The organism is Agrococcus sp. SL85 (assembly GCF_026625845.1).
In the GTDB taxonomy this organism is placed as follows: Bacteria; Actinomycetota; Actinomycetes; order Actinomycetales; family Microbacteriaceae; genus Agrococcus.
Map to the genome: position 1 here is coordinate 1,047,559 of NZ_CP113066.1, position 26,909 is coordinate 1,074,467.

Here is a 26,909-nt window from a genome sequence, read left to right on the forward strand (position 1 = left end):
CCCGATGCGCTCGATGCGTAGGGAGACTACAGTTGCGCTGTCCGTCCGACGGGAGGAGCCCCATGGCGCAGCGCACCGCCTCCGATGCCACCCAGCAGGACCGCTTCGTGCGCTACCGATGGTGGGGCCTCCTCGCCATCAGCCTCGGCGTCGCGATCATCATCATGGACTCGACGATCGTCTCGGTCGCCGTGCCCACGATCGTCGCCGACCTCGGCATCTCGAGCACCGAGATCCAGTGGGTGCAGGAGATCTATACGCTGCTCTTCGCGGCCCTGCTGCTCACGTGGGGCCGCGTGGCCGACCGGGTGGGGCGGCGGCGGATCATGCTCGTGGGCGTCGTGGTCTTCGTCGTCGCCAGCATCGCGTGCGCGCTCGCCGACAGCGGGCCGCTGCTCATCGCGGGCCGCGCGCTGCAGGGCCTCGGCGGCTCGATGATCCTGCCCACGACGCTCGCGCTGCTCAACGCGAACTTCCGCGGTCGCGAGCGCGGCATCGCCTTCGCCGTCTGGGGCTCGACGATCGGCGGCATGGCGGCCGTCGGTCCGCTGCTGGGCGGCTGGCTCACCGAGCACGCGAGCTGGCGCTGGGCGTTCGGCATCAACGTGCCCGTGGGCGTGCTCATCGTCGCGGGCCTGCTGCTCTTCGTCGCGGAGTCGCGCGAGGGCTCGGGCGCGCAGCGGCTCGACCTCATCGGGGCGCTGCTGTCGATCGTCGGCTTCGGCGCGCTCGTCTTCGGCCTCATCGAGGGCCGCAGCTACGGCTGGTGGGAGGCGAGCGCCGACGCGCCCTTCGCGATCGGGCCGCTCTCGCCCGTGCCCGTCGCCTTCGCGCTCGCGGCCGTCGTGCTCACCGCCTTCGTGCTCGTCGAGCTGCGGCGCTCGCGGGCGGGCAAGGGCGTGATCCTCGACCTCTCGCTCTTCCGCATCCGCTCGTTCGCGAACGGCAACGTCACGGCGCTCATCGTGAGCTTCGGCGAGTTCGGGCTCATCCTCTCGCTGCCGCTGTGGTTCCAGAACGTGCTGGGCTTCACGGCCTTCGAGGCGGGCCTCGCCCTGCTGCCCCTCGCGATCGGCTCGTTCGTGGCCAGCGGCGCCGTCGCGGCGCTCTCGCGCAGGATCGCCCCCATCGTCGTCGTGCGGATCGGCCTCGCGCTCGAGATCGCGGCGATCGCGGGCCTCGCGCTGCTCATCCGGCCCGACAGCACCGCGTGGCTCACGTCGCCCGCGCTCTTCGTCTACGGCATCGGTGTGGGCCTCGCCACGGCGCAGCTCACGAGCGTGGTGCTGGCGGACGTGCCGGTCGAGCGCAGCGGCCAGGGCTCGGCGACGCAGTCGACCGCGCGGCAGATGGGCTCGGCCCTCGGCATCGCCGTGCTCGGCACCGCCTTCTTCAGCACCCTCGCCTCCGGCACGGCCGATCGGCTCGCCGAGGCGGTCGCGGCCCAGCCGGGCCTGCAGGCCGCCGTCGACGCGATCACCGCGAGCTCGGGCGGCTCGATCCAGGCGCTCGCGGCCGACCCGCGCACGGCCGCCGTGGCCGAGGCTGCACGCGCCGCCATGACCGACGGCACGGCGCTCGCGGGCTGGATCGCCGCGGCCGCGCTCGTGGTGGGGCTGCTCTCGAGCCTGCGGATCCGGCCCGCGGCGACCGAGGAGGGCTGAGCGGCCCGTGCGGTCAGCGCTGCTGCTCGGGCGGCGGCGTCGACGCGCCGTAGGGGCCGCTCGACGGCGGCGGGCCGTAGGGCTGCTCGGCGCCGCCGCGGCCCTCGGCGGGCGCGGTGAACGGCTGGGCCGGGGCACCGTAGGGCTGCATCGGCGCGCCGTAGGGCTGGGCCGGAGCGGCGTACGGCTGGCCGGCCGCGCCGTAGGGCTGCGCCGTGCCGTAGGGCTGTGCGCCGCCGTAGGGCTGCGCCGTGCCGTAGTGCTGCGCACCCGCCCACGCCGCTCGCGTCGCGGGGTCGAAGCGGACGCCCGCAGGGCTCGGCGGCAGGCAGGCCATCACGAAGGGCACGATGCCGAGGCTCACGAGCGAGAGCAGCGACCACGCGCCGTGGAAGCCCGCGTCCTGCAGTCGGCGCCAGTACAGCGCGAGCAGCGGCAGCGTCAGCGCGAGCGAGACCAGCAGCACGACGCCGGATGCGAGGAAGGTGGAACCGATCATGGTCGTCACCGCGACGCCGATGGCAGCCTCGTCCTCGGTCGCCGCGGCCGCGATGATCGCGGGCACCGTGCCGAGCGACGCGACGACCAGCAGGATCGTGGCCGGCAGCACGATGAGCTGCACGAGCAGCATCGCCCACCAGAACTCGCTGCGGCTCGCGCGACCCGAGAAGCCGACGTACTGCCGGAAGAAGCGGCGGACGGCCTGGCCGAACGACGCGCCGACGAGCGGCTGGCCGAGCGGAACCGGGTTCGGGTTGGTCATGCATCCATCATCCCGCACGCCAGCGGCGGCGGCGAACGCGGCGACCTCCCGTGACGCCTAGGGCGTCAGGCCGCGCGCGAGCTCGGCCGCGGCGAGGGCGCGGTCGCCGTCGACGTCGAGCGCGGCGTCGTCGAGGCTCGCGCGGCCCCACGCGAGCAGCGCGAGCGAGCGGACCGGCCCGCGCACGACGACCTCCGGGGCGTCCGCGGGCGCACCCTGCAGGGTCCAGGTGCCGTCGACGTCCTCGGGCGCGAGCGTCACGCGGGCCTCGGGTGCGGGCGCGCGGCCGAGCCGCACCTGCCGCGGGTGCATCGTGCCGACGACCTCGTCGAGGCAGTCGAGCCAGTCGGCGTCGTCGCCCGCGCAGCCCTCGCCCGTGGCGATGCGGAGGTCCCACAGGTGCACGAGCGTCTCGAGCAGCTGACGGCGGTGCCAGAAGGCGACGGTGCCGGTCTGCTCGGCCCGCGGGATGCCGTCGTCGAGCAGCGTCCAGGCCCGCGCATCCGGGTCGAGGCGCGCGAGCGCCTCGCGCAGCTCCGCGGCGCACGCGGCGTAGAGCGCGGGCAGGTCGAAGGGTCCGCGGCCGAGCGGCACCTCCTGCCGGCGCTCGGCCTGCGCGGCGGCCCAGTGGTGGATGCGGGCGAGGTGCACGACGAGCTGCCGCACGTCCCAGCGGCCGCACGAGGGCACCTTCGTCGCGGGATCGGCACGCTCGGCGCTCGCGAGGAACGCCGCCTGCAGCTCGGCGAGCCGCGCGAGCCGATCGCGGTCGGGGAGCGCCGGATGCGCCTGCTCAGCCATGCCGAGAGCGTACGACGCACCACCCGCCCGATCTCAACCGGGTCAGTGGTCGGCAGGCGCGATTATTGCGTCTGCCGACCACAGGACCGGTTGAGAGCTCAGCCGCGGCCGGTGAAGACGGGCGGGCGCTTCTGCTGGAAGGCGGCGAAGCCCTCGCGGTAGTCGGCGGTGTCGCACAGGGCCGCCTGCGCGCGGTTCTCGTCGGCCATCGAGCGCCACAGGCCCAGGCGCTCGTCGCGGATCGCGGCGACGAGCCGCTTCGAGGCGAGGAAGGCCTGCGTCGGCCCCTCCGCCGCGCGGGCCGCGGCGGCGCGGGTGGCGTCGAGCACCTCGTCGTCGGGCAGCGCCTGCGAGAAGAGGCCCGCCGCCACGGCCTCCGCGCCCGTCATGAGGCGGCCGGAGTAGATGAGGTCGAGCGTGCGATGCGCGCCCAGGCGCTCCACGAACAGGGCGTGGCCGCCCGAGTCGAGGGTGGCGCCGAGTGCCGCGAACGGGCTGCCGAGCTTGGCCGACTCCGCGACGTAGACGACGTCGGTGGCGATGAGGAGGCCGAGGCCGACCCCGAGCGCGGCGCCGTGCGCCGCCGCGAACGTCGGGGCGGGGAACGCGCTCATGCGCTCGAGCAGCGGCTGCACGCGGCCCGCGAGGAAGCCCTCGACGTCGTCCTCGCGCGGGTCGACGCGGCTGATGTCGCGGCCCGCGCAGAAGCCCTTGCCCTCGCCGCGCAGCACGAGCGCGCGGACGCCCGCGCGCTCGGCCTCGGCGTACGCCTCCGAGAGCTCGGCGATCGCGGACTCGTCGAGCGCGTTCCGTCGCTCGGGCGCCACGAGCGCGATCTCGGCGACGCCGCCGTCGATGCTGAGGTCGATCATCCGGACTCCTTCGTTCGGTGGTGCTTCCAGCGTCGCAGGCTCAGCTGCGCGCGGGCGCGACCATCGCGTCTGCTCGCCGCTGAGCCTGCAGAGGCGGAGGGGTGGAGGGGCTAGACGTCGTAGTCGACGACGACGCGCTCGCCCTTGGGGTGCGACTGGCACGTGAGCACGTAGCCGCGCTCGAGCTCGTCGGGCTCGAGCGCGTAGTTCTCGCTCATCGAGACGCTGCCTTCGACGACGCGCGCGCGGCACGTGCCGCACACGCCGCCCGCGCACGCGAAGGGCACGTCGGGTCGCACGCGCAGCGCCGCGTTGAGGATCGACTCGCGCGCCGCCACGGGGCTGCGAACCTGCGAGGACTGGCCGTCGAGCGTGAAGTCGAGCGTCCAGGCCTCCTCGCCCGCCTTCGCCTCCACGGGTCGCCCGCGGTCGCCGCCGGCGTCGAGCGGCCGACCGGTCGTGAACAGCTCGAAGCGCACGTGCGCCGCGTCGACGCCCACGTCCTCCAGCACGTCGCGGCACAGCTGCACGAGCTCGAACGGGCCGCACAGGAACCACTCGTCGACCGAGTCCGGACGGATGATCGAGCCGAGCATGGCCCGCAGCCGCTCCTCGTCGATGCGGCCCGACATGAGCGGCGACGCGCGCTGCTCGCGCGAGAGCACGTGGTGCAGCGCGAGGCGCGCCGGGTAGCGGTCCTTGAGGTCGGCGAGCTCCTCGACGAACATCACGTCGAGCGTCGAGCGGTTCGAGAACACGAGCGAGAACGTGGCGTCGGGGGAGCCCGCGAGCACCTCGTGCGCGAGCGCCATCATCGGCGTGATGCCGGAGCCCGCGGCGATGCCGACGACGTGCGCGCCCGCGAGCGACTCGAGGTTCGACGTGAACGTGCCCTGGGGGCTCATGACGTCGATCTCGGTGCCGGGCTCGAGCTCCTCGTTCGCCCAGGTCGAGAACCGGCCGCCCAGGTCGCGCTTGATCGCGACCGAGATGGAGCCGGGGCTCGGCGGGCGGCAGATCGAGTAGCTCCGGCGCAGCTCGTGGCCGTCGACCTCGGCGCGGAGCGCGAGGTGCTGGCCCGCGACGTAGGCGAACTCGTGCTGCAGGGCCTCCGGCACGGCGAAGGTGACCTCGACGGAGTCGGCGGTGAGCGGCCGCACGTCGGCGACGGCGAGGCGGTGGAAGCGCCCGCGGCGTCGGGCCGTCGCGGTGCCGCCGGGCAGGCCCGCCGAGGGGAGCCCGGTGCTGCCCAGGTTGATCGCGGCCATCGTCAGTGCACCTTGAAGTGGTCGAAGGGCTCGAGGCACGCGAGGCACTCGAAGTGGCTCTTGCACGCGGTCGAGCCGAAGCGCGAGACCTCGCGCGTCCGCAGCGAGCGGCACCGCGGGCACTGGACGCCGAGCGAGAGCGGGATCGGGCCCTGCCGCTCGCCCGCGCGGTGCGTGGGCGGCGCGATGCCGAACTCCTCGAGCTTCGCCTTGCCGGCCTCGGACATCCAGTCGGTCGTCCAGGCTGGGGAGAGCGTGAAGTCGACGCGGATGTCGCGGAAGCCCTCGGCGGTGAGCGCGAGCAGCACGTCGTCGCGCATCTGGTCGATCGCGGGGCAGCCCGAGTAGGTGGGCGTGAGGGTCACGACGATCGTGCCGGCCTCCTCGCGCACGTCGCGGAGCACGCCGAGGTCGTCGATCGTGAGCACGGGCACCTCGGGGTCGACGACCGCCGCGGCGACGCGGCGGGCGCGCTGGACGTCGAGGGTCTGCACCATCACCACGTCGCCCCCGGGTGGCGCCGCGCGAGCACCTGCATCTCGGCCAGCAGCGGGCCGAGGTGGGTGGAGTGGTGGCCCTGGCGGCCGCCGCCGGACGACTGGCCGATCTTCGAGCTCACGAACTCGGCCTCCGCGATCTCCGCCTCGGCGAGCACGGCGCCGACGACCTCGTCGTAGCCGGCGCGCAGGCTCGAGGGCGCGGGGACGACGCCGTCGAGGCGCTCGGTGAGGGCGTCGTCGCGGAAGAGCTCGTCGGTGTAGGGCCAGGTGTCGGCGAGCGCCACGAGCAGCCGCGCGCGCGACTCCTCGGTGCCGCCCGCGAGCCGCAGCGTCCACTGCACGGCGTGGTCGCGGTGGTAGGCGACCTCCTTCACGGCCTTCGCCGCGATCGCCGCGAGCGTCGCATCCGACGAGGACGACAGCGCCGTGTAGAGCTCCTGCATCCAGGCGCTCGCGATGAGGCCGCGCACGATCGTGTGCGCGAAGTCGCCGTTCGGCTGCTGGAAGAGCCACGCGCAGCGGAACTCCGGCTCGTCGCGCCAGTAGGCGAGGTCGTCCTCGCTGCGGCCGGAGGCGGTGCCGGCGTAGTGGAGGAGCGAGCGGGCGTGGCCGAGGAGGTCGAGCGCGATGTTGCCGAGCGCCATGTCCTCCTCGAGCTCGGGCGCGCGCGAGATCCACCAGCCGAGGCGCTGGCTGAGGATGAGGGCGTCGTCGCCGAGGCGCAGGGCGTACTCCGCGACGTCCTCGGAGGCGGTGCCGCCGGCACCAGCGAGCTCGGCGGCGAGGTCGAGCTCGTCGACGGTGACGTCGCCGTGCGCCTCGGCGGCCTCGGCCTCGTAGGCGGCGTCGACCGCGGCTGCGCTGCGTCGCTCGTTCGCGGGGGGCTGGGGGCTCACAGGTGCGGCACCTCCGCGCTCTTCTCGTAGTACTTCGCGTGGCGGTAGTTCTTGCCCGCGGGGCTCTCGAAGAACGCGCCCTTCTGGTCGGGGTCGCTCGTCGTGATCGCGGTCGAGCGCACCACCCACACCGAGACGCCCTCGTTGCGGCGCGTGTAGAGGTCGCGCGCGTTGCGCAGCGCCATGTCGTCGTCGGGGGCGTGCAGCGAGCCGACGTGCACGTGGCTGAGGCCCCGGCTCGCGCGCACGAACACCTCGTAGAGCGGCCAGGCCTCGCCTGCCACGTCACCGGGGGTCGACATCCTCGTCTCCTCTTGCTCGGTCGGTCTGGGATCTGGTCGCGATCAGGCCGCGGCGCGGGCCTCGGCGGCCTGCTTCTCCGCGTACGCGGCGGCGGCCTCGCGCACCCACGCGCCCTGCTCGTGGGCGTCGCGGCGGTGCTGGATGCGCTGCGCGTTCGCGGGGCCGCGGCCGGCGAGCACCTCGTGGAACTCGGTCCAGTCGATCTCCGACATGTCCCACTGCCCCTCCGCCTCGTTCCAGCGGAGGTTCGGATCGGGCAGCGTGAGCCCGAGCACCTCGGCCTGCGGCACGAGCATGCCGACGAAGCGCTGGCGCAGCTCGTCGTTCGAGAAGCGCTTGATCTTCCACGCCATCGACTGCGCCGAGTTGGGCGACTCGTCGTCGGGCGGGCCGAACATCATGAGCGACGGCCAGTACCAGCGGTCCACGGCCTCCTGCGCCATCCGGTGCTGCTCGGGCGTGCCCTGGCTGAGCTCGAGCAGGATCTCGAAGCCCTGGCGCTGGTGGAACGACTCCTCCTTGCAGATGCGCACCATCGCGCGGCCGTAGGGGCCGTAGGAGGCGCGGCACAGCGGCACCTGGTTGCAGATCGCGGCGCCGTCGACGAGCCAGCCGATGGCGCCCATGTCGGCCCACGTGGGCGTGGGGTAGTTGAAGATCGAGGAGTAGCGGGCGCGCGAGGCGATGAGCTGCTCGGTCATCTCCTCGCGGCTGATGCCGAGCGTCTGCGCCGCGGAGTAGAGGTAGAGCCCGTGGCCGGCCTCGTCCTGCACCTTGGCCATGAGGATGGCCTTGCGCTTCAGGCTCGGCGCGCGCGAGATCCAGTTGCCCTCGGGCTGCATGCCGATGATCTCGGAGTGCGCGTGCTGCGAGATCTGGCGGATGAGCGTCTTGCGGTAGGCGTCGGGCATCCAGTCGCGCGGCTCGATGCGCTGGTCGGCCTCGATGAGCGCGTCGAAGCGCGCCTGCAGCTCGGCCTCGGTCGCCTCGGGGGCGGGCCCGGCGGCGGGGGCTTCGGGGGTCAGCGTCATCGTCGGCTCCTGTTCGCAGATCGGAATTACTGATCGAACGTTCAGTGAGTATAGTGGACCACGACGCGCCCGTCGAGGGGGCGTCGAGCTCCGGGCGACGACGCTCCGCGCCCCGCCCGGCCGCCGACTCGATGGAGAGCGCATGACCGGAACGACGGGCCTCGTGCCCGACCTCGACCCCAGCTGGGCCGCGACGATCATGGCGCGCACCGACACCGCCAAGGACGCGATGGGCGTGACGATCGACGAGCTCGAGCGCGGCCGCGCCGTGCTCTCGATGACCGTGCGGGACGAGATGGCCAACGGCTTCGGCATCACGCACGGCGGCTACGTCTTCGCGCTCGCCGACACCGCCTTCGCCTACGCGTGCAACGAGGACGGCCGCGTCACCGTGGCCGCCGGCGCCGACATCGCCTTCGCCCGCGCCTCGCACGTGGGCTCCCGCCTCACCGCCACCGCGGAGCGCCGCTGGCGCTCCGGCCGCAACGGCCTCTACGACGTGCGCGTCGTCGACCAGGACGGCGAGGTCGTGGCCGAGTTCCGCGGCCGCTCGTTCACCACCGACCGGCCGCTGCCCGAGGTGCCCGGCGCCTCCGCGCCCGCCTGACCGGCCCCCGCCTCCACCCGCCGCCGACGAAGGAGTCCGCATGCCCCGCACCGCCGCCGCTGCCGAGCCCGACACCCTCGACCTCGCCGAGCGCCTGACCCTCGACGAGCTGCGCGCGCTGCAGCTCGAGCGCCTGCAGGCCAGCGTCCGCCACGCCTACGAGCACGTGCCGGTCTACCGGCAGAAGCTCGACCAGGCGGGCGTGCACCCCGACGACATCCGCTCGCTCGACGACCTGCGCCGCATCCCCTTCACCACGAAGGAGGACCTGCGCCAGAGCTACCCCTTCGGCATGTTCGCGGTGCCGATGGACGAGGTGGCGCGCATCCATGCCTCCTCCGGCACCACGGGCCGCCCCACCGTCGTCGGCTACACCTCGGGCGACCTCGACCGCTGGGCCGACGTCGTCGCGCGCTCGCTGCGCGCCGCCGGCATCCGGCGGGGCTGGAAGGTGCACAACGCGTACGGCTACGGCCTCTTCACCGGCGGCCTCGGCGCGCACGCGGGCATCGAGCGGCTCGGCTGCACCGTGATCCCCGTCTCGGGCGGGCAGACCGCGCGGCAGGTGCAGCTGATCCGCGACTTCGAGCCCGACGCCATCCTCTGCACCCCCTCCTACCTCCTGACGATCGCCGACGCCTTCGAGGCGCAGGGGCTCGACCCGCGGCAGACGAGCCTCAAGGTGGCGGTGCTGGGCGCCGAGCCGTGGACGAACGAGATGCGGCGCGAGCTCGAGGCGCGCCTCGACATCGACGCCGTCGACATCTACGGGCTGTCGGAGGTGATGGGGCCGGGCGTCGGCAGCGAGTGCGTCGAGACCAAGGACGGCCCGCACATCTGGGAGGACCACTTCCTGCCCGAGGTCGTCGACCCCGAGACGCTCGAGCCCGTGGCCGACGGCGAGATGGGCGAGCTGGTCTTCACCTCGCTCACGAAGGAGGCGTTCCCGGTGCTGCGCTACCGCACGCGCGACCTCACGCGGCTGCTGCCGGGCTCTGCGCGCTCCGCGATGCGGCGGATCGAGAAGATCACGGGCCGCAACGACGACATGATCATCCTCCGCGGCGTGAACCTCTTCCCGACGCAGATCGAGGAGATCGCGCTCGAGATCGAGCACCTCACGCCCCACTTCGTGCTCGAGCTCGTGCAGCGCGGCCGCATGGACGGCCTCGTCGTGAAGATCGAGTGCACGCCGGGCGTGAAGCCCGTGATCGAGACCGCTGCCGCCGAGGTGCTGAAGGCGCGCATCAAGGAGCGGATCGGCACCTCCGTCGACGTGGAGGTCGTGCCCTCGGGCTCCCTACCGCGCTCGGAGGGCAAGTACAAGCGCGTCTACGACCTGCGCGACCAGGGCTGAGGGGCAGCCGCTGGTCGAGGAGCGCGCCGCCGCAGGCGGCACGCGTCACGAGGCCCTCGCTGACAGGATGGAGCCGATGACCACCGACGCCGCCACCGGCAGCGCCGCCGCCCGCCGCGGCCGCCCCGGCTACGACCGCGACCGCTTGCTCGCGGTCGTGGTGCAGGCGTTCAACGACCACGGCTACGAGGCGACGAGCCTCGGCATGCTCTCGGAGCGCCTCGGCCTCTCGCGCTCGGCGATCTACCACCACTTCGACTCCAAGGAGCAGATGCTCGAGGTCGCGCTCGCGCAGGCGCTCGACGGGCTCGAGGCGGTCTTCGACGAGCCCGAGGCGACCGCAGGGCCGGCGGATGCGCGCATCCGCCACGTGCTGCGCGGCGCCGTGCTCGTGCTCACCGCCGAGCTGCCGTCGGTGACGCTGCTGCTGCGCCTGCGCGGCAACACGGAGGTAGAGCGCGCGGCGCTCGCGCGGCGGCGCGCGATCGATGCGCGCCTGCGGGCGCTCTTCGAGCGCGCGCGCGACGAGGGCACGCTGCGGCCGGAGGTCGACCCGCGGCTCGCGGAGCGGCTGACCTTCGGCATGGTGAACTCGCTCGTCGAGTGGTACCGGCCCGACGGCCGCACCTCGCCCGAGGCGCTCGCGGACGCCGTGCTCGCCTACGTCGACGCGGGGCTCACCGCGCGCTGAGCGGGGCCGTCGCGCCGCGCTCGATCGGGCAGAGCGCGACCCCGGGCGCACTGTGCGCCCGCCGCCCCGCTCCGGCCGATCGAGCGCGCGCCGCGGCGCGGGGGGCGCGATCGCACGATCCTGCGCGGTCCGCAAGATCGTTACCCAATCGTGATCTTCGTGTATCGTCGTCGGCTTGCAACCGCGACGGGCCGCCACCGCATCCGCCCCGAGAGCCCGCCGCGCCACGGAATCGACAGATCCGGCCGGGCGGACGCGGCGCAGCCGACGAGGTGGGGCCGCGGAGTGCACATGCAGAACCCCACCACCTCGCCCCGCCCGAAGCGCCGCGTGCGCGCCGGCATCGCCGTCGCCGCCTCCGGTGCGGCCGTCGCGGCCGGCCTCATGGTCGCCCCGGCGGCGAACGCCGCGAGCGACGCCACCTGGGACCAGGCTCGCGCAGTGCGAGTCGAGCGGCAACTGGGCGGCGAACACGGGCAACGGCTACTACGGCGGCCTGCAGTTCTCGCTCTCGACCTGGCAGGCCTACGGCGGCTCGGGCAACCCGGCCGACGCCTCGCGCGCCGAGCAGATCCGCGTCGCCGAGAACGTGCTGGCCGGGCAGGGCTGGGGCGCATGGCCCAGCTGCTCGGTGCAGATCGGCGCGAGCGGCTCGGCCGAGCCGCGCCAGGCGACGCCGGCACCCGCGCAGGAGGCGCCCGCGCAGCAGGCGCCCGCAGAGGCGCAGCAGCAGCCGCAGGACGTGCCCTCGCAGGAGGCCGTCGCCGCCGGCGCGTCGTACGAGCTGCCGGACGTCGAGCGCTCGGACGAGACCATCACGATCGAGCCCGGCGACACGCTCTCGTCGATCGCCGAGCGCGAGGACATCGAGTCGCAGTGGCTCGGCCTCTTCGCCGTGAACCAGGACACGATCAGCGACCCCGACCTCATCCTCGCGGGCGAGCAGCTGTACCTGCCGCAGGACTGATCGCACGCCGCAGCACGGACGGCCCGCCCCTGTCAGGGGCGGGCCGTCCGTGCTGCGAGGCGAGCGCTCGGCTCAGCGGGTCTTCGCGACGTGGGTCAGCACGTCGTACCTCGCGACGACCTCGTCGCGCTGGTTCTCGAGCACCGCATCCCACCGCACCTCGCCGTAGTCCTCGGTCTCGCGCGGCGTGATCTGCTTGGCCGTCAGCGTCACGCGGATGCTGTCGCCGGGCGACACCGGCGTCATGAACCTCAGCCCCTCGAGGCCCGTGTTCGCCAGCACCGGACCCGGCGCGGGCTCGACGAAGAGCCCCGCCGCGAACGACACGAGCAGGTAGCCGTGCGCCACGCGGCCCGGGAAGAACGGGTTCGCGGCGGCGGCCTCCTCGTCCATGTGCGCGTAGAACTCATCGCCCGTGAAGCGCGCGAAGTGCTCGATGTCCTCCAGTGTCACCTCGCGCGGCGCCGAGACCACCTGATCGCCGATCCGCAGCTCGGCGAGCGACTTGCGGAACGGGTGCTCGCCCTCCGACGACGCGGGTGCGCCCGGGTGCCAGACGCCCGTGACGGCCGTGAGCATCGCGGGGCTGCCCTGGATGGCCGTGCGCTGCATGTGGTGCAGCACCGAGCGGATGCCGCCCAGCTCCTCGCCGCCGCCCGCGCGGCCGGGGCCGCCGTGCACGAGCATCGGCAGCGGCGAGCCGTGGCCGGTGGAGGCGCGCGCGTCGTCGCGGTCGAGCAGCAGGATGCGGCCGTTGTGCGGCGCGATGCGGCGCGTGAGGTCGGCGACGAACGCGGCGTCGTGGCTCGCGACCGAGGTCACGAGCGAGCCGCCGCCGCGCCCCACGAGCTCTGCGGCCTGCTCGGCCGAGCCGTACTCGACGAGCGACGAGACCGGGCCGAACGCCTCGATCGAGTGCAGGGCCTCCGCCTCCGGGTCGGCGAAGCGCAGCAGCGTCGGCGCGACGAAGGCGCCGCTCTCGGCCGCGCCGCGCGAGCCGTCGGCGAGCAGCACGTCGGTCGCGCCGCCGCCGCCCACGAGCACCTCGGCGCCGCCGTCGGTGAGGCGGCCCACCTGCCGCAGCACCTCGTCGCGCTGCTCGACCGACGCGAGCGGCCCCATCGTCACGCCCTCGGCGCGCGGGTCGCCCACGACGACCTTCGCGGCGATGCGCTCGCGCACGGCCGCTGCCACCGCATCCGACATGCCGCTCGGCACGATCGCGCGGCGGATGGCGGTGCACTTCTGGCCGGCCTTCGCGGTCATTTCGGCCACGAGGCCGCGCACGTAGGCGTCGAACTCGGGGGTGCCCTCCACCGCATCCGGGCCCAGCACCGAGGCGTTGATCGAGTCGGTCTCGGCCGTGAAGCGCACGCCGCGCTCCTGCACGGCCGCGTGCGTGCGGAGCCCGTCGGCCGTGGAGGCGGAGCCCGTGAAGCCAACGGTGTCGCCGAGGCGCAGGTGGTCGAGCAGCTCGCGCGCCGAGCCCGAGACCAGCTGCACCGAGCCTGCGGGCAGGAGGCCCGACTCCACCAGGATGCGCACCATGTGCTCGGCGACGTAGCCCGTGGGCGTCGCGGGCTTGATGAGCGTGGGCATGCCGGCGAGGAACGCGGGCGCGAGCTTCTCGAGCGAGCCCCAGACGGGGAAGTTGAAGGCGTTGATCTGCACCGCGACGCCGGGGAGGGTCGTGGCGATGTGGCGGCCGAGGAACGAGCCGTCCTTCGAGAGCGGCTCGACGGGGCCGTCGAGGTAGACGGTCGACTGCGGCATCTCGCGGCGGCCGCGGCTCGAGTAGGCGAAGAGCACGCCGATGCCGCCGTCGATGTCGACCCACGAGTCGGCCTTCGTGGCGCCCGTGCGGCTCGAGCGCTCGTACAGCTCGCCCTTGCGCTCGGTGAGCGCGAGCGCCATGCGCTTCAGGAGGATCGCGCGCTGGTGGAAGGTGAGCGGCGCGAGGCTGTGGTGGCCGACCTGGCGGGCGTGCTCGAGCGCGGCCGCGACGTCGAGGCCCTCGGTCGAGACGAGCGCGACGGGCTCGCCGGTGCTCGCGTCGCGCACCTCGGCGGTGCGGGCGCCCTCGGCGGGCTCCCACCAGGCGTCCTGGACGTAGCTGGGCAGGGTGCGGGTCATCGTCGTCCCTCTCGGTGTGCGGTCGGTGTCGGTCGGAGGCGCGGAGCGCGTCACTCCCAGTCGTAGAAGCCGCGGCCGCTCTTCCGGCCGAGGCGGCCCTCCGCCACCATCTGCCGCAGCAGCGCGGGCGGGGCGAAGCGGGGGCCGAGGTCGCGCTCGAGCTGCTCGGCGATGCCGAGGCGCACGTCGAGGCCGACCACGTCGGTGAGGCGCAGCGGTCCCATGGGGTGCTTGTAGCCGAGCTCCATGGCGGCGTCGATGTCGCCGGGGCTCGCGACGCCCTCCTCGACCATGCGGATGGCCTCGAGGCCGATCGCGACGCCGAGCCTCGAGGAGGCGAAGCCGGGGGCGTCGTGCACGGTGACGGGCACCTTGCCGATCGCCTCCACCCACGCGCGCGCGGCGTTCGCGAGCTCGCCCGCGGTCTCCTCGCCCAGCACGATCTCGACGAGGCCGGAGGCCGGCACCGGGTTAAAGAAGTGGAGGCCCACGAACCGGCCCGGGCGCTGGAGGCCGGCCGCGAGGCGGGTGATGGAGATGGAGGAGGTGTTGCTCGCGAGGGCGGCGCCGACCGGCAGCACCGCCTCGACGCGGGCGAGGGCCTCGGCCTTCAGCGCCTCGTCCTCGGGCACCGCCTCGATGACGAGGCCGCAGCCGGCGAACGCGGCGACGTCGATCGCGGTCGTCAGGCGCCCCTCGAGCTCGTCGAGCGGCTCGCCCCAGCCGCGCTCGACGCTCTTCGCGAGGCTCTCGCGCACGCGGTCGGCGGCGCCCGCGGCGGCCGCCTCGTCGCGCTCGACGACGACGACCTGGCTGCCGGCGAGCACGAAGGCGTGCGCGATGCCGGCGCCCATGCGCCCGCCGCCGAGCACGCCCACGCGCTCGGGCGCGCCCGCGCCCACCTCGGCGTCGGTGTCGGGGGCGTTGCTGGTGAAGCTCGTCCCGGTCATGCCTGGGCCTCCCGCGTGGCTCGTCGCTCGGCGTCTCCGGCCGAGCGGCTTCGCCGCTCGAGGAACGCGGTCATCCGCCGCTCCTTCTCGGGGCTCTCGAAGAGCACGGCCTGCTCGGCGAGGTCGACCTCCGGGTGCGCGGCGCGCGGCGCGCGCAGCATCCGCTTCGTCGCCTGCGTGGCGGCGGGGTCGAGCCGCGCGATGCGCTCGGCGAGCTCGACCGCTCGCTCGAGCGCGGCCTCCGGCTCGAGCACCGCCGAGACGAGGCCGGCGGCGAGCGCCTCGTCGGCGCCGAGGATGCGGCCGGTGAGCAGGATCTCGGCGGCCATCGCGTCGCCGACGATCTCGGGCAGGCGCCACGTGGCGCCCGCGGCGGCGATGATGCCGAGGCCCGTCTCGGGGTTGCCGATCTGCAGCGTGGGCGTGCCGATGCGGAGGTCGGCGGCGTAGGCGAGCTCGGCGCCGCCGCCGAGCGCGTAGCCGTCGAGCACGGCGATGACGGGCATCGGCAGGGCGCGGATGCGCTCGAAGCATCGGGTGTTGATGCCCGCGAGCGCGTCGGCCGCGCGGCGCTCGCGGAGCTGCGCGATGTCGGCGCCCGCCGCGAACGAGCCGCCCGCGCCCGTGAGGATGAGCGTGCGCCGCTCGACCTCGAGGCGCGCGCAGAGGCGGTGCAGCGCATCCACGAGCTCCTGGTCGATCGCGTTGCGCTTCTCGGGCCGGTCGAGGGTGGCGAGCACGTGGCTGCCGCGCTCCTCGATGCGCAGCGTCTCGCTCATCGCGCCCCTCCGATCTCGACGTCTGGGCGCGCATCCCGAGCCCGCAGGAGCGCCGGCGTGCGCGTGGAGACGTCGAGGCGGCTCACACGCGCTCCAGGATGATCGCGGTGCCCTGGCCGACGCCGACGCACATGGTGGCGAGGCCGTAGCGGCTGCCCTCGCGCTCCATGCGGCCGAGCAGCGTGACGATGAGGCGCGATCCCGAGGAGCCGAGCGGGTGGCCGAGCGCGATCGCGCCGCCGTCGGCGTTGACGCGCGCGGGGTCGAGCCCGAGACGGCGGATGCACGCGAGCGACTGGGAGGCGAAGGCCTCGTTGAGCTCGACCGAGCCGATGTCGTCGATCGTGAGCCCGGCCCGCCGCAGCGCCGCCTCCGTGGCGGGCACGGGGCCGAGGCCCATGACCTCGGGCGCGAGGCCGGCGGCGGCGTGCGCGACGATGCGGGCGCGCGGCGCGAGCCCGTGCTCGGCGACCGCCGCCTCGCTCGCGACGAGGATCGCGGAGGCGCCGTCGTTGAGGCTCGAGGCGTTGCCCGCGGTGACCACGGATCCACCGGTCACCACCGGGCGGAGGCCCGCGAGGGCCTCCATCGTCGTGCCGCGGCGCGGGCCCTCGTCGGTGTCGACGAGCCCTGCGCGGGTCTCGACGCCCACGATCTCGGCGGCGAAGCGCCCGGCGTCGATCGCATCGAGGGCGCGGCGGTGGCTCTCGAGCGCGAAGGCGTCGGCGTCTTCGCGGCTGATGCGGTCGAGGCGCGCGACCTCTTCGGCCGTCTCCGGCATCGAGAGGGTGGCCTTGTCGCGCGCGACCAGGCGCGGGTTGGGGAAGCGCCAGCCGATCGAGGTGTCGTAGGCCTCGCCGGGCTTCGCCCACGCCCGCTCGGGCTTCGCCTGCACCCAGGGCGCGCGCGTCATCGACTCGACGCCGCCTGCGACGAGCAGGTCGGCGTCGCCGGCGCGGATCGCCTGAGAGGCGGTGGTGACGGCCGACATGCCGGAGGCGCAGAGGCGGTTGAGCGTCATGCCGGGCACATGGTCGGGCAGGCCCGCGAGGAGCGCAGCCATGCGGGCGACGTTGCGGTTGTCCTCGCCGGCCTGGTTCGCGGCGCCGAGCAGCACCTCGTCGATGCGGTCGGTGGGGGCGCCGGAGCGCGCGACGGCCTCGCGCACGACGAGCGCGGCGAGGTCGTCGGGCCGCACGCCGGCGAGGGCGCCGCCGTAGCGGCCCACGGGGGTGCGGACGCCGCCGACGAGGTAGGCCTCGGCCATGGGACTCCTGACTCCGTCGTCTGCTGTCGCGCTCGGCCGCGAATTAGTGACCGATCGTTCAGGAAAACTGTAGTCGCGGCCGGAGCCCCTCGCAACACGCGCCCGGTGCATCCTCGACCGGTGCTGTGGTCGGCAGGCGGGACTCTCGCGTCCGCCGACCACAGGACCGGTCGAGCGTTCGGTCAGGAGGCGGTGGCGGGGCGCAGCGCGGTGGTCGCGCGGCGCTCGGTGCGGCCCGCGCGGCGGGCGGCGAGCGAGCCGGCGAGCGCGACGAGGCCCAGCACCGCGGCGCCCAGCACGGCGACGGTGCCGGCCGCGATCGCGAGCGCGGCGAGCGAGGTGAGGGCGACGGTCTCGAGCAGGTCGAGCATGAGCATGAGGGGCTTCCTTCCTTCCCTCACGACGCTAGGAACCCGGCCCCGACCGCCGCGTCCGCCCGGAGTCGCCGCGGCGTCATCCGCTCGGATGATCCGCGCGCCGCCGCGGGGCGTGGGATGCTCGCCCCATGCCCATCGAGCCCGACACGAAGGACTGGACCTGGGTGCTGCGCGAGCGGTGCCCCGAGTGCGGCTTCGACCCCGCGGCGGTCGACGTGGCGGAGGTCGGCGCGCGCAGCCGCGCGGCCGCCGCCGCGATCCACCGCCGCCTCCACGGCGAGGGCGCGACGACGCGACCCGACGATGCGACCTGGTCGCCGCTCGAGTACGGCGCGCACGTGCGCGACGTGTGCCGCGTGATGCTCGTGCGCCTGCAGCAGATGCTCGAGCACGACGATCCGGAGTTCGCGGACTGGGACCAGGACCGGGCGGCGATCGACGACGACTACGCGGGCCAGCAGCCCGAGCGCGTCGCGGTCGAGCTCGACCTCGCGGCCGCGGCGTTCGCCGAGGCGGCGGATGCGGTGTCCGCCGATGCGCTGCAGCGCCCCGGCCGCCGCTCCAACGGCTCCGTCTTCACGGTCGAGACGCTGCTCGTCTACGCGCTGCACGACCTCGAGCACCACGTGCACGACGTCGCCTGATCTCAACGTCGCTGCGCGCATCCCGACCCCGCTGCAGGGCTCGAGGTGCGCGCCCAGACGTCGAGACGCGAGGTCAGAGGTCGCGGAGCGACTTCTCGGGGCGGAGGGCGCGCCAGACCGGGTGGCGGAGCGCGCCGGAGGCGGTCTCCTCCGCGTGCTCGACCTCGCCCACGACCGCGCGCACCCAGCGCACGCGGCCCGCGACGTCCGCCGGCACGCCGTCGATCCGGGGCGCCGTGCGCCTCGGCCGCAGCGTGGTGCGCAGCCGCTCCCGCTCGGCGGCCGAGAAGCCCGTGCCCACGCGGCCCACGTAGCGCAGCCGCCGGCCCTCGGGCCGAGCGAGCACGAGCGAGCCGACCGTGCCCGCGAGCGCCCCCTTGCCCTCCAGCCAGCCGACGACGGCGACCTCTGCCATGCGCTGGTGCTTGAGCTTCAGCCAGTCGTGCGAGCGCGCGCCGGGCCGGTAGCGGCTGTCGTCGCGCTTGGCCACGACGCCCTCGAGCCCTCGCTCGCGCGTCACCTCCAGGATGTGCGCGAGCGAGCCGCGCAGCGGCGTCGAGAGCCGCACGCGCCGCGACTCCTCGACGATCGCGTCGAGCCGCCCCTGCCGGTCGGCGAGGCGCTCGGCGAGCAGCCGCTCGCCGTCGACCTCGAGCGCGTCGAAGAGCAGCAGCGTCACGGGCGTCCGCTCGGCCGCTCGCCGCGCCTCCCGCGCGGTCAGCCCCGCGCGCGCCTGCAGCGCCGCGAAGTCGGAGGCGCCCTGGCGGCCCAGCACGACGATCTCGCCGTCGAGCACCGCGCGGTCGGCGGTCACCGCCTCGGCGAGCGCAGCAGGCAGCTCCGGGAACAGCGGCGTCAGGTCCGTGCCCGACCGGCTCGTGAGCCGCACGTCGCCGCCGTCGACCTCCACGATCGCGCGCCAGCCGTCCCACTTCACCTCGAACGACCACTCGCGCTCGTCGTCGAGGTCGCGAGGCTCCGCGGCGCTCGCGAGCATGGGCCGCAGCTCGCGCGAGTAGGCGCGGCGGCCGCCGGAGGCCGGCCTCGGCTTCGCGCGCGGCGACGGCTTCGGCCGTCTCCGCGATGCCCGCACCCCGCCGCCGGCCGCCTGCTCCTGCATGCGGTGCAGGAGCCACTGCCGCTTGTCGGCGTCGGTGCGGATGAGCGCGCAGCGGTACGGCTCGCCGCCCAGCCCGCCGCCCTCGCGCCCGTGCAGCACCGCGATCACCTCGTCGTCGTGCCACCGCTCGAGCTCGTACGTGCCCGCATCCCAGATCCGCACCGTGCCGGCGCCGTACTCGCCCTTCGGGATCGTGCCCTCGAACTCGCCGTACTCGACCGGGTGATCCTCGGTCTGCACCGCGAGCCGGTTCTGCTCGGGGGTGGTGGGCGGCCCCTTGGGCACGGCCCACGAGACGAGCACGCCGTCGTGCTCGAGCCGCACGTCGTGGTGCTTCGCGCGCGCCCGGTGCTCCTGGATGACGAAGGTGCGCTGCCCGCGGTCGCGGGAGGGCGCCTCCGGCACGGGCTCCGGCGTGCGCTCGGCGGAGCGCATCGAGCGGTATCGCGCGAGGCGATCGGGCGGAGGGTCGAGCGCGGCGATGAGGTCGCCGTCGCGCTCGAGGCGCCGCAGCACGTCGGCCATCTCGAGCTGCTCGAGGCCGCCGCGCTCGATCTCCTCCCAGGTGCGGGGCGCCGCGACCGTCGGCCGCACGCGGCCGCGCAGCGAGTACGGAGCGACCGTCGTCTTGGCCGCCGAGTTCTGGCTCCAGTCGACCATCACCCTGCCGCGCCGCTTCGCCTTCGCCATCTCGCTCACGACGCGGTCCGGGTGCAGCTCGGCCAGCGAGCGCGCGAGCTGCTTCGCCACGTCGCTCACCTGGCGCGAGGTGAGCGAGCCGTCGAGCCGCGCGTAGACGTGGATGCCCTTGGAGCCGCTCGTGAGCGGCACCGGCTGCAGCCCGATCTCCTCGAGCAGCTCGCGCACCTCGAGCGCGAGCCAGGCGCAGTCGTCGAGGTCGGCGCCCTCGCCGGGGTCGAGGTCGAGCACGAGGCGATCGGGATGCTGCCGCTCGGAGTCGACGCTCGCGCCGTGGCCCGCATCGGCCCGCCACTGCGGCACGTGCAGCTCGAGCGCCGCGAGGTTCGCCATCCACGCGAGCGCCGCGGGCTCCGAGGCGAGCGGGTAGGCCTTCGCGCCCTCGGTGTGCTGGATCTCGACGGTCCGCAGCCAGTCTGGGGCGCCGCGCTCCACCTGCTTCTGGAAGAAGACCTGGCCGGGCTTCCGCGCCGTGCCGACGCCGTCGACCCAGCGCTTGCGGGTGACGGGGCGCCCGGCGACGTGGGGGAGGAGCGCGTCGGCGACCTCGAGGTAGTAGTCGACGACCTCGCGCTTCGTCGTGCCGGTGGACGGGTAGAGCACCTTGGCCGGGTTCGAGAGCCGCACGGTGCGGCCGCCGACCTCGAGCTGCTCGGCCGCGGCCACGTCAGGAGGCCTGCTCGGGCTTCTTGGTGGAGGTCGACCTCGTGGAGGTGGACCTCGCCGACGCCTTCGTCGCCGACGCCTTCTTCGCGGACGCCTTCTTCGCCGCCGTCTTCTTGGCCGCCGTCTTCTTCGCCGATGGCTTCTTCGCCGCCGTCTTCTTGGCCGCCGTCTTCTTCGCCGCCGTCTTCTTCGCCCCCGAGCCCTTCCCCGATGCACCCGACGCCCCGCGCCTCCGATCCACCGAGCGCTGCAGCGCCTCCATGAGGTCGATGACCTCGCCGCCCTCGTCGTCCTCCGACTCCCCGAAGGTCGCCGCGGTGTCGAGCGCCTCGCCCTCGTCGAGCTTCGCCTCGACGAGCGTGCGCAGCTGCACCTGGTAGTCGTCCTCGTAGGCGGCCGGGTCGAAGTCGCCCTCGAGGTCCTCGACCACCGAGCGCGCGAGCTCCATCTCGCGCGCCGAGATGCGCGGGCTCCCGCCCTCGAGCGACTCGAAGGACGCTTCGCGGATCTCGTCGGCCCAGCGCAGCGTCTGGATCATGAGCACGTCGCCCTGCACGCGCATCGCGCCCAGGCGCGTGCGCTGCCGCAGCGAGAGCCGCACGATCGCGGTCCGGTCGGTCTCCTCGAGCACCCGCCGCAGCAGCACGTAGGCCTTGCCGCTCCTCGAGTCGGGCTCGAGGTAGTAGCTCCTGTCGAAGAGGATCGGGTCGACCTGCTCGGTGGGCACGAACTCCACCACGTCGATCTCGCGGCTGTGCTCGGCGGGCAGGGCCGAGAGGTCGTCCTCGGTGAGCACGACGGTCTGCTCGCCGTCGTCGAACGCCTTGTCGATGTGCTCGTAGGCCACCTTGCGCCCGCACACCTCGCATCGGCGCTCGTACCGGATGCGCCCGCCGTCGGCGTCGTGCACCTGGTGCAGCGACAGGTCGTGCTCCTCCGTGGCCGAGTACAGCCTCACCGGCACGTTGACGAGCCCGAACGTGATCGAGCCCTTCCAGATCGCTCGCATGCCTCCACTGTCCCCCGGTCGGCTGGACGCCAGCAGGGCCCGGTGGGGCAGATCCCCAGCCGGATGCGAGGGACGCCCAGGGAGCGTGCGGGACGCTCCTCGCATGACGATGACGGCGCCCGCGCGCGCTCGGGTGCGGACGTTCGGCATCGAGGAGGAGGTGGTCCTCCTCGATCCCGTGACGCTCGCGCCCGTCGACGTCGCCGATGCCGTGCTCGACGCGCTGCCGCCCGGCACGGAGGGCGTGGAGCGCGAGCTGCTGCTCGCGCAGCTCGAGTACGCCTCGCCCGTGCTCGTCGACGCGGCGACCGCGAGCGCGGCGCTGCGCGGCTTCCGCGCGGCCCTCGCCGTCGCGGCGGAGTCGCGCGGGGTGCTCGCCGCGAGCGTCGGCTCGCCGCCGGGCGTCGGCGCCACCCGCGTGCGCGACGGCGAGCGCTACGCGGGCTTCGAGGGCACGATGGGCGCGCTGCTCGCCGAGCACCGCATGCAGGGCCTCCACGTGCACGTCGGCATCGCCTCGCGCGACGAGGGCGTGCGGGTGATGACGGCGCTGCGGCCCTGGCTCGCGCCGCTGCTCGCCGTGACGGCCAACGCCCCGATCGCGGGCGGCGCGGACACGGGCTTCGCGAGCTGGCGCACGGGCATCGCGCGGCGGCTCACGATCTCCGGCGTGCCCCCGGCCTTCGTCGACGCCGCCGACTACGACCGCCGCGCTGCCGCGCTCATCGGCCTCGGCACGACGACCGACGCCGCATCGCTGTGGTGGTCGCTGCGGCTGTGCGAGCGCTACCCGACGGTGGAGGTGCGGGTGTGCGACGCGCAGCCGACGGCCGAGGAGTCGGTGGCGGTCGCGCTGCTCGTGCGCGCGCTCGTCGAGGTCGCGGCGGCGGACGAGCTGCCCCACGCCGCGGCCGCATCGGCTCCGGAGCTCATCGACGCCGCCGTGTGGCACGCCGCGAAGCACGGCATGGGCGAGCGGCTGCTGCACCCGGGCACGGGGGAGCCAGCGGCGGCGTGGACGGTCGTCGAGGCGATGGTCGACGGCGCACGGCCGGCGCTCGCGGCCTCCGGCGACCTCGCGCGGGTCGAGCGCTGGCTCGCGCTCGTGCGCCGCGAGGGCACGGGCGCCGAGCGGCAGCGGGCGGCGTTCGCGCGGGGCGTCCCGGCGCTCGCGACCGCGCTGCGCGACGGCTTCGTGGCCTAGCGCGGGCGCAGCCCTCGTCGTCCCGGGCCCCCGCCGACGCGGAGCGCCCGCCCTCAGCCGCGCGAGCGTACGGTGTGCTCCATGACGAACGCAGATCGGGCGCGCGACGCGGCCTCCGACGCGAAGCGGGCGGCCTCGCGCGCCGCCGACGTGGCCCAGGACATCGCGGGCGACGCGGAGTCGCACCCCGCCGCGCGCTGGGTGCAGGGGGTCGGGATGGCCGCCAACGGCATCGTGCACTTCATCATCGGGGCGATCGCGCTCGGCGTCGCCTTCGGCGGCTCCGGCAGCGCCGACCAGTCGGGGGCGATGCGCACGCTGCAGCAGCAGCCGCTCGGCGGCGTCGCCATCTGGTTCGTGGCGATCGCGATGCTCGGCCTCGCGCTGCACGCGATCGTCACCGCGATCGCGCAGTCGCAGCTCGACGGCAAGGAGGCCCTGAAGTCGGTGGGCCGCGCGGTGGGCTACGGCGCCGTGGGCGTGACGGGCCTCACGACGGCGCTCGGCGGCAGCAGCGACGGCGAGCAGCAGACCGAGACGCTCTCCGGCCAGCTCATGGCCGCGCCGTTCGGGCTCGTGCTCATCGGCGCGCTCGGGCTCGTGGTCGCAGGCGTCGGCGCCTACTTCGTCGTGCGCGGCGCGAAGAAGAAGTTCCTGAAGGACGTCGCGCCGCCCGCCCGGTTCCGGCAGGCGACCGAGACCACCGGCATGGCCGGCTACATCGCCAAGGGCATCGCGATCGCGATCGTCGGCGTGCTCTTCGTGGTCGCGGCCGTCACGCACGACCCCGAGCAGGCGGGCGGCCTCGACGGCGCGCTGCAGTCGCTCACGACCGTGCCGTTCGGCCAGATCCTGCTCGTGGCGATCGCGCTGGGCCTCGTCGTCTACGGCGCGTACTGCTTCGCCCGGGCGGCCTGGCCGCGCTGAGCGGCCGCCCCGGCCCGCGAGGCGGCCGGGCCTCCGCCTAGTGCGCGCCGGGCTTCCGGCGCGGGTGGGGGAGGATCGGGTTCCGCAGGCGGGCGAGCTGGCGGGCGAGGTCGGCGGGCCGCGTCGCGTCGCGCACCTGCTCGGCGGGCAGCTCGTCGAGCGTGGGCTCGGGCGAGGGCTCCGGCTCGTCGCCGGGGGCAGCCGGCACGTGCGGCGCGTCGTGCGCGCCGCGCAGGCGCGCGTCGAGCGACGTCAGGTCGGCGCCCTCGGCCCTGTGCGCCTGCAGGTCGCGGCCCAGGGCTCGCAGCACCCGCACGACCGTCTCGCGGTCCTCCGCCGAGACGGTCGCCTCGATGCGGCGCGCGACCTCGTCGTCGCCGAGCGAGCCGCGCGCCTTCGCGACCGCGGCGGCGGCGAGCTCGACCCAGTCCTCGAGCCGTCGACCTCGATGCATCGCGCACCTCCCGCCTCCATCGTCCTCCTCCCGCGCTCGACGCGCCCTGCGGATCTCGCGCCGGCGCCGCTCGCGCCTGCGCGCATCCCGTCGTGCGGCCGCGGCGACGGGTGGAGGCGCGCCCCAGGTGGCGCGGCGCACGGGCGGTACGCTCGGCGGGTGCTGCTGAGCGACCGCGACATCCGAGCCCGCATCGCCGCGGGCGACCTGGGCCTCGATCCCTTCGACCCGGCCATGGTGCAGCCCTCGAGCGTCGACGTGCGGCTCGACCGCGGCTTCCGCCTCTTCGACAACCACAAGTACCCGTTCATCGACCCGGCCGAGGACCAGCCCGACCTCACGCGGCTCGTCGAGGTCGGCCCCGACGAGGCGTTCATCCTGCACCCGGGCGAGTTCGTGCTCGGGGCCACCTACGAGCGGATCACCCTGCCCGACGACGTCGCCGCGCGCCTCGAGGGCAAGTCGTCGCTCGGCCGCCTCGGCCTCCTCACGCACTCGACCGCGGGCTTCATCGACCCCGGCTTCACGGGCCACGTGACCCTCGAGCTCTCGAACGTCTCGACGCTGCCGATCAAGCTGTGGCCCGGCATGAAGATCGGGCAGGTGTGCTGCTTCCAGCTCTCGAGCCCCGCCGAGGCGCCCTACGGCCAGGGCTCGAACCTCAACCGCTACCAGGGGCAGCGCGGGCCGACGGCGAGCCGCTCGCACCTCTCCTTCCACCGGACGCGGATCGAGGGATGAGCGCCGCGCCCGCGTACGTGCGCTTCCGCTCGACGGCGGCGAACGCGCGCGGGGTGCAGGTGGGGGTCTTCGCGCTCGCGAACGGGCTCGCGCACGACGACAGGCTCGACGCGGCGCAGCGGCGCTGGTGGCGCGCGGCGAACGACTGGTACGACGCGGCCTACGCGGCGCCGAGCGCCGACGAGGACGGCCCGTACGACCGGGACCGCCACCCTGGCGCGGTCGCGTGGTTCAAGGCCGATGCCTCCCACCTGCTCGAGCGCGTCGACGGCTACCTCGCGCTCCTCGATGCGCACGGGGTGCCCTGGGAGCGCGCCGTCTCCGACGACCCGGGCCGCATCGTGTACGAGGACGACGTGCAGGTGGTCGCGGTCCCGCGCGCGACCGGCGAGGCGCCCCGGTGAGCGGGCCGCTGCGCGTCGAGCGCGACGTCGAGGTCGGCCGCTGGATCCAGGACGCGCTCGCCGAGGACGGCACGGTGGCGGCCGTCGTGCCCGACGCCTTCGAGGCGTATGCGCGGGTGCTGCATCCGGCGTCGATCGCGGCGCCGCATCCGGAGGGGCCGGACCCCCGCTGGCCGGATGAGCCGCGCTGGGGCGAGTGGCACCCGCTGCGCTGGGCTCGCTCGGGCGAGCTGCTCGAGCGCGAGCCGCGCGAGGGGCCCTGGGCCGACACCTTCGGCGACGAGCAGCTGCGGCTCGACGACGGCTCGCTCGTGAGCCCGCCCGAGAGCGGCGAGCCGCCGCTCGACCTGCTCACCGCGATCCTCGAGACGGTGCTCGACGAGCAGGGCGACGCCGAGGTGCTCGCGGGCGTGTGGGAGGGGCGCGGGCTCGACCCGCGGAGCGTCGCGCACTTCTCCTGGGAGGAGGGCGACGAGCATCGCTCCCGCGCCGAGATCGCCGCGCGGGCCGAGGCCCTGACGCAGCGGATGCGCCTCGCGATGGCCGAGCGGATCGACCCCGAGGTGCGCGCCGCCATGCGCGACGGCGCCGTCCTCGGGCTGCCGCGCGAGGGCTGGGGCCGCGGGCACGTGCTGCTGCGCGCGCGGCTGCGGGCGCTCGTCGATCCGGCCTGGGTCGAGCTCGCCGGGCTCGGCTGGCCGGCACCGCAGGGCGAGCAGATGCCGGGCGACGGCCGGACGCCGAACATCCTCTGGCCGACGGAGCCCCAGGGGGCGCCCGCGTGGATGGTCGCGACCGACCTCGATGTCGACTCGACGATCGTCGCGGGCTCCGCGCGGCTCGTGGGTCGCATCCTGGCCGACGACCGCCTGGAGGCGGTGCGCGCGACCCCCGCGACCCGCATCGCCTGACGGGTCTGCCGACGGCCCATCCGCTGGTCGACGCGGCCGCGCCGCAGGCGCAGCCGTCCCGAGGCCCCTCCGCACGGGCGGCGGCCGCCCCGTACGCATCGGCGGCGTGCTGCACCCATCGGCGCCGCTCTGCACCCATTGGCGCCGTTCTCCATCGAGTGGCGCCGATCGGTCGTCATTCGGCGCCACACCCAGCCGATCGTCGCCACTCGATCCCGGGTGGGCGTGGCACCGGTGGGGGCGGACGGGTGGGGGGGCGGACGGAGGGCGCGGCCGGGAGGGCGGACGGGTGGGCGCGAGCGGGGCGACCCGGGTCAGGCCAGCCGCGTGACCGTCGCCGTCTCGGGCGCCCAGTGCCGGATGCCGGTCGCGGTCGCCTCGATCGGCCCGCCGAGCAGGGCGAGGGCCGACGGGAGGTCGTCCACGCGCAGCCGCCGCGCGAGCGTCAGGTGGGGCATCCAGCGGCCGGGCAGGAATGCGTCGGCGTCGTCGTGCGCGCCGGCCGCCTGCCGCACGCGCGCCTGCAGCGCGAGCAGCGCCCCGCTCGGCGCGATCGCGCGCACGAGCACCCGACGGTCGCCCGCGCCGAAGAGCATCGGCGGTCCGAGCAGCAGCGGCAGCGGCAGCGCGTCGTCGAGCCTCGCGGTCGCCAGCGCATCCACGGGCACCTCCGGCCGCGCGAGCAGCGTGACGTGCGGCCGGTTGCTGGCCGAGCCGCTCGCGCCCATGCTCGAGAGCTGCGCGCCGGCGAGCGCCGCCCACTCGCCGCGCACGGCGGCCTCCGCGCCGTCGTCGAGCACGAGCTCGACGCTGACCATCCGCACCCGTTCCACCCCCACACTCTCCCGCCCCTACCCGCACATGTGCAGAGACTCGTCGTTCTGAGCGCCCCGAAACGACGAAT

The 26,909-nt window shown here is 74.8% G+C and carries 28 protein-coding genes; 11 read left to right on the top strand and 17 right to left on the bottom strand.

Features of this window, described 5'->3' with window-relative positions; all coding sequences use genetic code 11:
• Positions 1-62 precede the first annotated feature (62 nt).
• Positions 63-1,664, top strand: coding sequence for a DHA2 family efflux MFS transporter permease subunit (locus OVA14_RS05125; RefSeq protein WP_267505185.1), 1,602 nt, complete (start codon positions 63-65; stop codon positions 1,662-1,664).
• Positions 1,665-1,677: 13 nt separating this feature from the next.
• Here the strand turns inward: OVA14_RS05125 and OVA14_RS13475 are convergent, their stop codons facing one another.
• The 8 genes from OVA14_RS13475 to paaA all read right to left on the bottom strand — a co-directional run bounded on the left by OVA14_RS13475 (position 1,678) and on the right by paaA (position 8,098).
• A complete protein-coding gene (locus OVA14_RS13475; protein ID WP_324288047.1) occupies positions 1,678-2,427 on the bottom strand; it encodes a DUF805 domain-containing protein in 750 nt (249 codons plus the stop codon).
• A 57-nt stretch (positions 2,428-2,484) separates the two neighbouring features.
• Complete coding sequence (locus OVA14_RS05135; protein WP_267505186.1) at positions 2,485-3,228, bottom strand: maleylpyruvate isomerase family mycothiol-dependent enzyme; 744 nt, start codon at positions 3,226-3,228, stop codon at positions 2,485-2,487.
• A gap of 98 nt (positions 3,229-3,326) precedes the next feature.
• On the bottom strand, positions 3,327-4,100 hold the full coding sequence (locus tag OVA14_RS05140) for an enoyl-CoA hydratase/isomerase family protein (RefSeq protein ID WP_267505187.1): 774 nt from the start codon (positions 4,098-4,100) through the stop codon (positions 3,327-3,329).
• A 110-nt stretch (positions 4,101-4,210) separates the two neighbouring features.
• Positions 4,211-5,368 carry a 1,2-phenylacetyl-CoA epoxidase subunit PaaE gene (paaE, locus tag OVA14_RS05145; protein ID WP_420710617.1) on the bottom strand — a complete coding sequence of 386 codons (1,158 nt, stop codon included), beginning with the start codon at positions 5,366-5,368 and terminating at the stop codon, positions 4,211-4,213.
• A 2-nt stretch (positions 5,369-5,370) separates the two neighbouring features.
• Positions 5,371-5,865 (bottom strand): 1,2-phenylacetyl-CoA epoxidase subunit PaaD, encoded by a 495-nt coding sequence (gene paaD, locus OVA14_RS05150; protein ID WP_267505188.1) that lies wholly within the window; start codon positions 5,863-5,865, stop codon positions 5,371-5,373.
• Positions 5,865-6,764, bottom strand: a complete 900-nt coding sequence (gene paaC, locus OVA14_RS05155; RefSeq protein ID WP_267505189.1) for a 1,2-phenylacetyl-CoA epoxidase subunit PaaC — start codon at positions 6,762-6,764, stop codon at positions 5,865-5,867. The genes paaD and paaC overlap by 1 nt, the downstream gene beginning before the upstream one ends.
• On the bottom strand, positions 6,761-7,066 hold the full coding sequence (paaB, locus tag OVA14_RS05160; protein WP_267505190.1) for a 1,2-phenylacetyl-CoA epoxidase subunit PaaB: 306 nt from the start codon (positions 7,064-7,066) through the stop codon (positions 6,761-6,763). Before paaB ends, paaC begins: the two co-directional genes overlap by 4 nt.
• Positions 7,067-7,108: 42 nt before the next feature.
• Entirely contained in the window at positions 7,109-8,098 is a 990-nt protein-coding gene (paaA, locus tag OVA14_RS05165; RefSeq protein WP_267505191.1) for a 1,2-phenylacetyl-CoA epoxidase subunit PaaA, read from the bottom strand.
• A gap of 142 nt (positions 8,099-8,240) precedes the next feature.
• On the opposite strand from paaA, the gene paaI reads away from it, so the two are divergent.
• From paaI to OVA14_RS13480, 4 genes are all read left to right on the top strand, one after another.
• Positions 8,241-8,705 (top strand): hydroxyphenylacetyl-CoA thioesterase PaaI, encoded by a 465-nt coding sequence (gene paaI / locus OVA14_RS05170; RefSeq protein ID WP_267505192.1) that lies wholly within the window; start codon positions 8,241-8,243, stop codon positions 8,703-8,705.
• Between the two features lie 40 nt (positions 8,706-8,745).
• Positions 8,746-10,062 (top strand): phenylacetate--CoA ligase PaaK, encoded by a 1,317-nt coding sequence (gene paaK / locus OVA14_RS05175; protein WP_267505193.1) that lies wholly within the window; start codon positions 8,746-8,748, stop codon positions 10,060-10,062.
• Between the two features lie 76 nt (positions 10,063-10,138).
• Entirely contained in the window at positions 10,139-10,753 is a 615-nt protein-coding gene (locus OVA14_RS05180) for a TetR/AcrR family transcriptional regulator (RefSeq protein ID WP_267505194.1), read from the top strand.
• A 361-nt stretch (positions 10,754-11,114) separates the two neighbouring features.
• Complete coding sequence (locus OVA14_RS13480; protein WP_324288048.1) at positions 11,115-11,720, top strand: transglycosylase family protein; 606 nt, start codon at positions 11,115-11,117, stop codon at positions 11,718-11,720.
• A 72-nt stretch (positions 11,721-11,792) separates the two neighbouring features.
• Here OVA14_RS13480 and paaZ read toward each other — a convergent pair whose 3' ends face one another.
• From paaZ to OVA14_RS05215, 5 genes are all read right to left on the bottom strand, one after another.
• Positions 11,793-13,853, bottom strand: a complete 2,061-nt coding sequence (paaZ, locus tag OVA14_RS05195) for a phenylacetic acid degradation bifunctional protein PaaZ (protein WP_267505195.1) — start codon at positions 13,851-13,853, stop codon at positions 11,793-11,795.
• Positions 13,854-13,903: 50 nt separating this feature from the next.
• Positions 13,904-14,803, bottom strand: coding sequence for a 3-hydroxyacyl-CoA dehydrogenase family protein (locus OVA14_RS05200; protein WP_267505196.1), 900 nt, complete (start codon positions 14,801-14,803; stop codon positions 13,904-13,906).
• The gene (locus OVA14_RS05205) at positions 14,800-15,582 is read right to left on the bottom strand and encodes an enoyl-CoA hydratase/isomerase family protein (protein ID WP_267505197.1); all 783 of its coding nucleotides are present in this window, start codon (positions 15,580-15,582) and stop codon (positions 14,800-14,802) included. The genes OVA14_RS05200 and OVA14_RS05205 overlap by 4 nt, the downstream gene beginning before the upstream one ends.
• 82 nt (positions 15,583-15,664) lie before the next feature.
• Entirely contained in the window at positions 15,665-16,849 is a 1,185-nt protein-coding gene (locus OVA14_RS05210; RefSeq protein ID WP_267505198.1) for a thiolase family protein, read from the bottom strand.
• 182 nt (positions 16,850-17,031) lie between these two features.
• On the bottom strand, positions 17,032-17,226 hold the full coding sequence (locus OVA14_RS05215) for a hypothetical protein (protein ID WP_267505199.1): 195 nt from the start codon (positions 17,224-17,226) through the stop codon (positions 17,032-17,034).
• Positions 17,227-17,354: 128 nt separating this feature from the next.
• Between OVA14_RS05215 and OVA14_RS05220 the strand changes: the two genes are divergently transcribed.
• A complete protein-coding gene (locus OVA14_RS05220; RefSeq protein ID WP_267505200.1) occupies positions 17,355-17,870 on the top strand; it encodes a DinB family protein in 516 nt (171 codons plus the stop codon).
• Positions 17,871-17,943: 73 nt separating this feature from the next.
• Here the strand turns inward: OVA14_RS05220 and OVA14_RS05225 are convergent, their stop codons facing one another.
• Positions 17,944-20,355, bottom strand: a complete 2,412-nt coding sequence (locus OVA14_RS05225; protein ID WP_267505201.1) for an ATP-dependent DNA ligase — start codon at positions 20,353-20,355, stop codon at positions 17,944-17,946.
• A 1-nt stretch (position 20,356) separates the two neighbouring features.
• The gene (locus OVA14_RS05230) at positions 20,357-21,364 is read right to left on the bottom strand and encodes a Ku protein (protein WP_267505202.1); all 1,008 of its coding nucleotides are present in this window, start codon (positions 21,362-21,364) and stop codon (positions 20,357-20,359) included.
• 103 nt (positions 21,365-21,467) lie between these two features.
• Between OVA14_RS05230 and OVA14_RS05235 the strand changes: the two genes are divergently transcribed.
• Together OVA14_RS05235 and OVA14_RS05240 are read left to right on the top strand one after the other, a co-directional pair.
• Complete coding sequence (locus OVA14_RS05235) at positions 21,468-22,568, top strand: carboxylate-amine ligase (protein WP_267505203.1); 1,101 nt, start codon at positions 21,468-21,470, stop codon at positions 22,566-22,568.
• An 81-nt stretch (positions 22,569-22,649) separates the two neighbouring features.
• The gene (locus OVA14_RS05240) at positions 22,650-23,495 is read left to right on the top strand and encodes a DUF1206 domain-containing protein (RefSeq protein ID WP_267505204.1); all 846 of its coding nucleotides are present in this window, start codon (positions 22,650-22,652) and stop codon (positions 23,493-23,495) included.
• Positions 23,496-23,532: 37 nt separating this feature from the next.
• Here the strand turns inward: OVA14_RS05240 and OVA14_RS05245 are convergent, their stop codons facing one another.
• Entirely contained in the window at positions 23,533-23,949 is a 417-nt protein-coding gene (locus OVA14_RS05245) for a hypothetical protein (RefSeq protein ID WP_267505205.1), read from the bottom strand.
• A 159-nt stretch (positions 23,950-24,108) separates the two neighbouring features.
• Between OVA14_RS05245 and dcd the strand changes: the two genes are divergently transcribed.
• The 3 genes from dcd to OVA14_RS05260 are packed head-to-tail and all read left to right on the top strand — an operon-like array spanning position 24,109 to position 26,005.
• On the top strand, positions 24,109-24,690 hold the full coding sequence (gene dcd / locus OVA14_RS05250) for a dCTP deaminase (RefSeq protein WP_267505206.1): 582 nt from the start codon (positions 24,109-24,111) through the stop codon (positions 24,688-24,690).
• Entirely contained in the window at positions 24,687-25,094 is a 408-nt protein-coding gene (locus tag OVA14_RS05255; RefSeq protein ID WP_267505207.1) for a hypothetical protein, read from the top strand. The genes dcd and OVA14_RS05255 overlap by 4 nt, the downstream gene beginning before the upstream one ends.
• Positions 25,091-26,005, top strand: a complete 915-nt coding sequence (locus OVA14_RS05260; RefSeq protein WP_267505208.1) for a hypothetical protein — start codon at positions 25,091-25,093, stop codon at positions 26,003-26,005. Before OVA14_RS05255 ends, OVA14_RS05260 begins: the two co-directional genes overlap by 4 nt.
• Positions 26,006-26,319: 314 nt before the next feature.
• Here the strand turns inward: OVA14_RS05260 and OVA14_RS05265 are convergent, their stop codons facing one another.
• On the bottom strand, positions 26,320-26,838 hold the full coding sequence (locus OVA14_RS05265; protein ID WP_267505209.1) for a 2'-5' RNA ligase family protein: 519 nt from the start codon (positions 26,836-26,838) through the stop codon (positions 26,320-26,322).
• Positions 26,839-26,909: the final 71 nt, after the last annotated feature.

Excerpts from the sequence above, each read along its gene's own strand:
- OVA14_RS05180 (WP_267505194.1), top strand. The coding sequence starts at position 10,139 with ATGACCACCGACGCCGCCACCGGCAGCGCCGCCGCCCGCCGCGGCCGC.
- OVA14_RS05125 (WP_267505185.1), top strand. The coding sequence starts at position 63 with ATGGCGCAGCGCACCGCCTCCGATGCCACCCAGCAGGACCGCTTCGTG.
- OVA14_RS05255 (WP_267505207.1), top strand. The coding sequence starts at position 24,687 with ATGAGCGCCGCGCCCGCGTACGTGCGCTTCCGCTCGACGGCGGCGAAC.
- OVA14_RS05240 (WP_267505204.1), top strand. The coding sequence starts at position 22,650 with ATGACGAACGCAGATCGGGCGCGCGACGCGGCCTCCGACGCGAAGCGG.
- OVA14_RS05215 (WP_267505199.1), bottom strand. The coding sequence starts at position 17,226 with ATGCTCATGCTCGACCTGCTCGAGACCGTCGCCCTCACCTCGCTCGCC.
- paaE (WP_420710617.1), bottom strand. The coding sequence starts at position 5,368 with ATGGCCGCGATCAACCTGGGCAGCACCGGGCTCCCCTCGGCGGGCCTG.
- OVA14_RS05205 (WP_267505197.1), bottom strand. The coding sequence starts at position 15,582 with ATGAGCGAGACGCTGCGCATCGAGGAGCGCGGCAGCCACGTGCTCGCC.
- OVA14_RS05235 (WP_267505203.1), top strand. The coding sequence starts at position 21,468 with ATGACGATGACGGCGCCCGCGCGCGCTCGGGTGCGGACGTTCGGCATC.
- paaA (WP_267505191.1), bottom strand. The coding sequence starts at position 8,098 with ATGACGCTGACCCCCGAAGCCCCCGCCGCCGGGCCCGCCCCCGAGGCG.
- OVA14_RS05230 (WP_267505202.1), bottom strand. The coding sequence starts at position 21,364 with ATGCGAGCGATCTGGAAGGGCTCGATCACGTTCGGGCTCGTCAACGTG.
- paaK (WP_267505193.1), top strand. The coding sequence starts at position 8,746 with ATGCCCCGCACCGCCGCCGCTGCCGAGCCCGACACCCTCGACCTCGCC.
- OVA14_RS13475 (WP_324288047.1), bottom strand. The coding sequence starts at position 2,427 with ATGACCAACCCGAACCCGGTTCCGCTCGGCCAGCCGCTCGTCGGCGCG.
- OVA14_RS05220 (WP_267505200.1), top strand. The coding sequence starts at position 17,355 with ATGCCCATCGAGCCCGACACGAAGGACTGGACCTGGGTGCTGCGCGAG.
- OVA14_RS05210 (WP_267505198.1), bottom strand. The coding sequence starts at position 16,849 with ATGGCCGAGGCCTACCTCGTCGGCGGCGTCCGCACCCCCGTGGGCCGC.
- OVA14_RS05200 (WP_267505196.1), bottom strand. The coding sequence starts at position 14,803 with ATGACCGGGACGAGCTTCACCAGCAACGCCCCCGACACCGACGCCGAG.
- paaB (WP_267505190.1), bottom strand. The coding sequence starts at position 7,066 with ATGTCGACCCCCGGTGACGTGGCAGGCGAGGCCTGGCCGCTCTACGAG.
- OVA14_RS05245 (WP_267505205.1), bottom strand. The coding sequence starts at position 23,949 with ATGCATCGAGGTCGACGGCTCGAGGACTGGGTCGAGCTCGCCGCCGCC.
- OVA14_RS05135 (WP_267505186.1), bottom strand. The coding sequence starts at position 3,228 with ATGGCTGAGCAGGCGCATCCGGCGCTCCCCGACCGCGATCGGCTCGCG.
- paaI (WP_267505192.1), top strand. The coding sequence starts at position 8,241 with ATGACCGGAACGACGGGCCTCGTGCCCGACCTCGACCCCAGCTGGGCC.
- paaZ (WP_267505195.1), bottom strand. The coding sequence starts at position 13,853 with ATGACCCGCACCCTGCCCAGCTACGTCCAGGACGCCTGGTGGGAGCCC.
- OVA14_RS05140 (WP_267505187.1), bottom strand. The coding sequence starts at position 4,100 with ATGATCGACCTCAGCATCGACGGCGGCGTCGCCGAGATCGCGCTCGTG.
- paaD (WP_267505188.1), bottom strand. The coding sequence starts at position 5,865 with ATGGTGCAGACCCTCGACGTCCAGCGCGCCCGCCGCGTCGCCGCGGCG.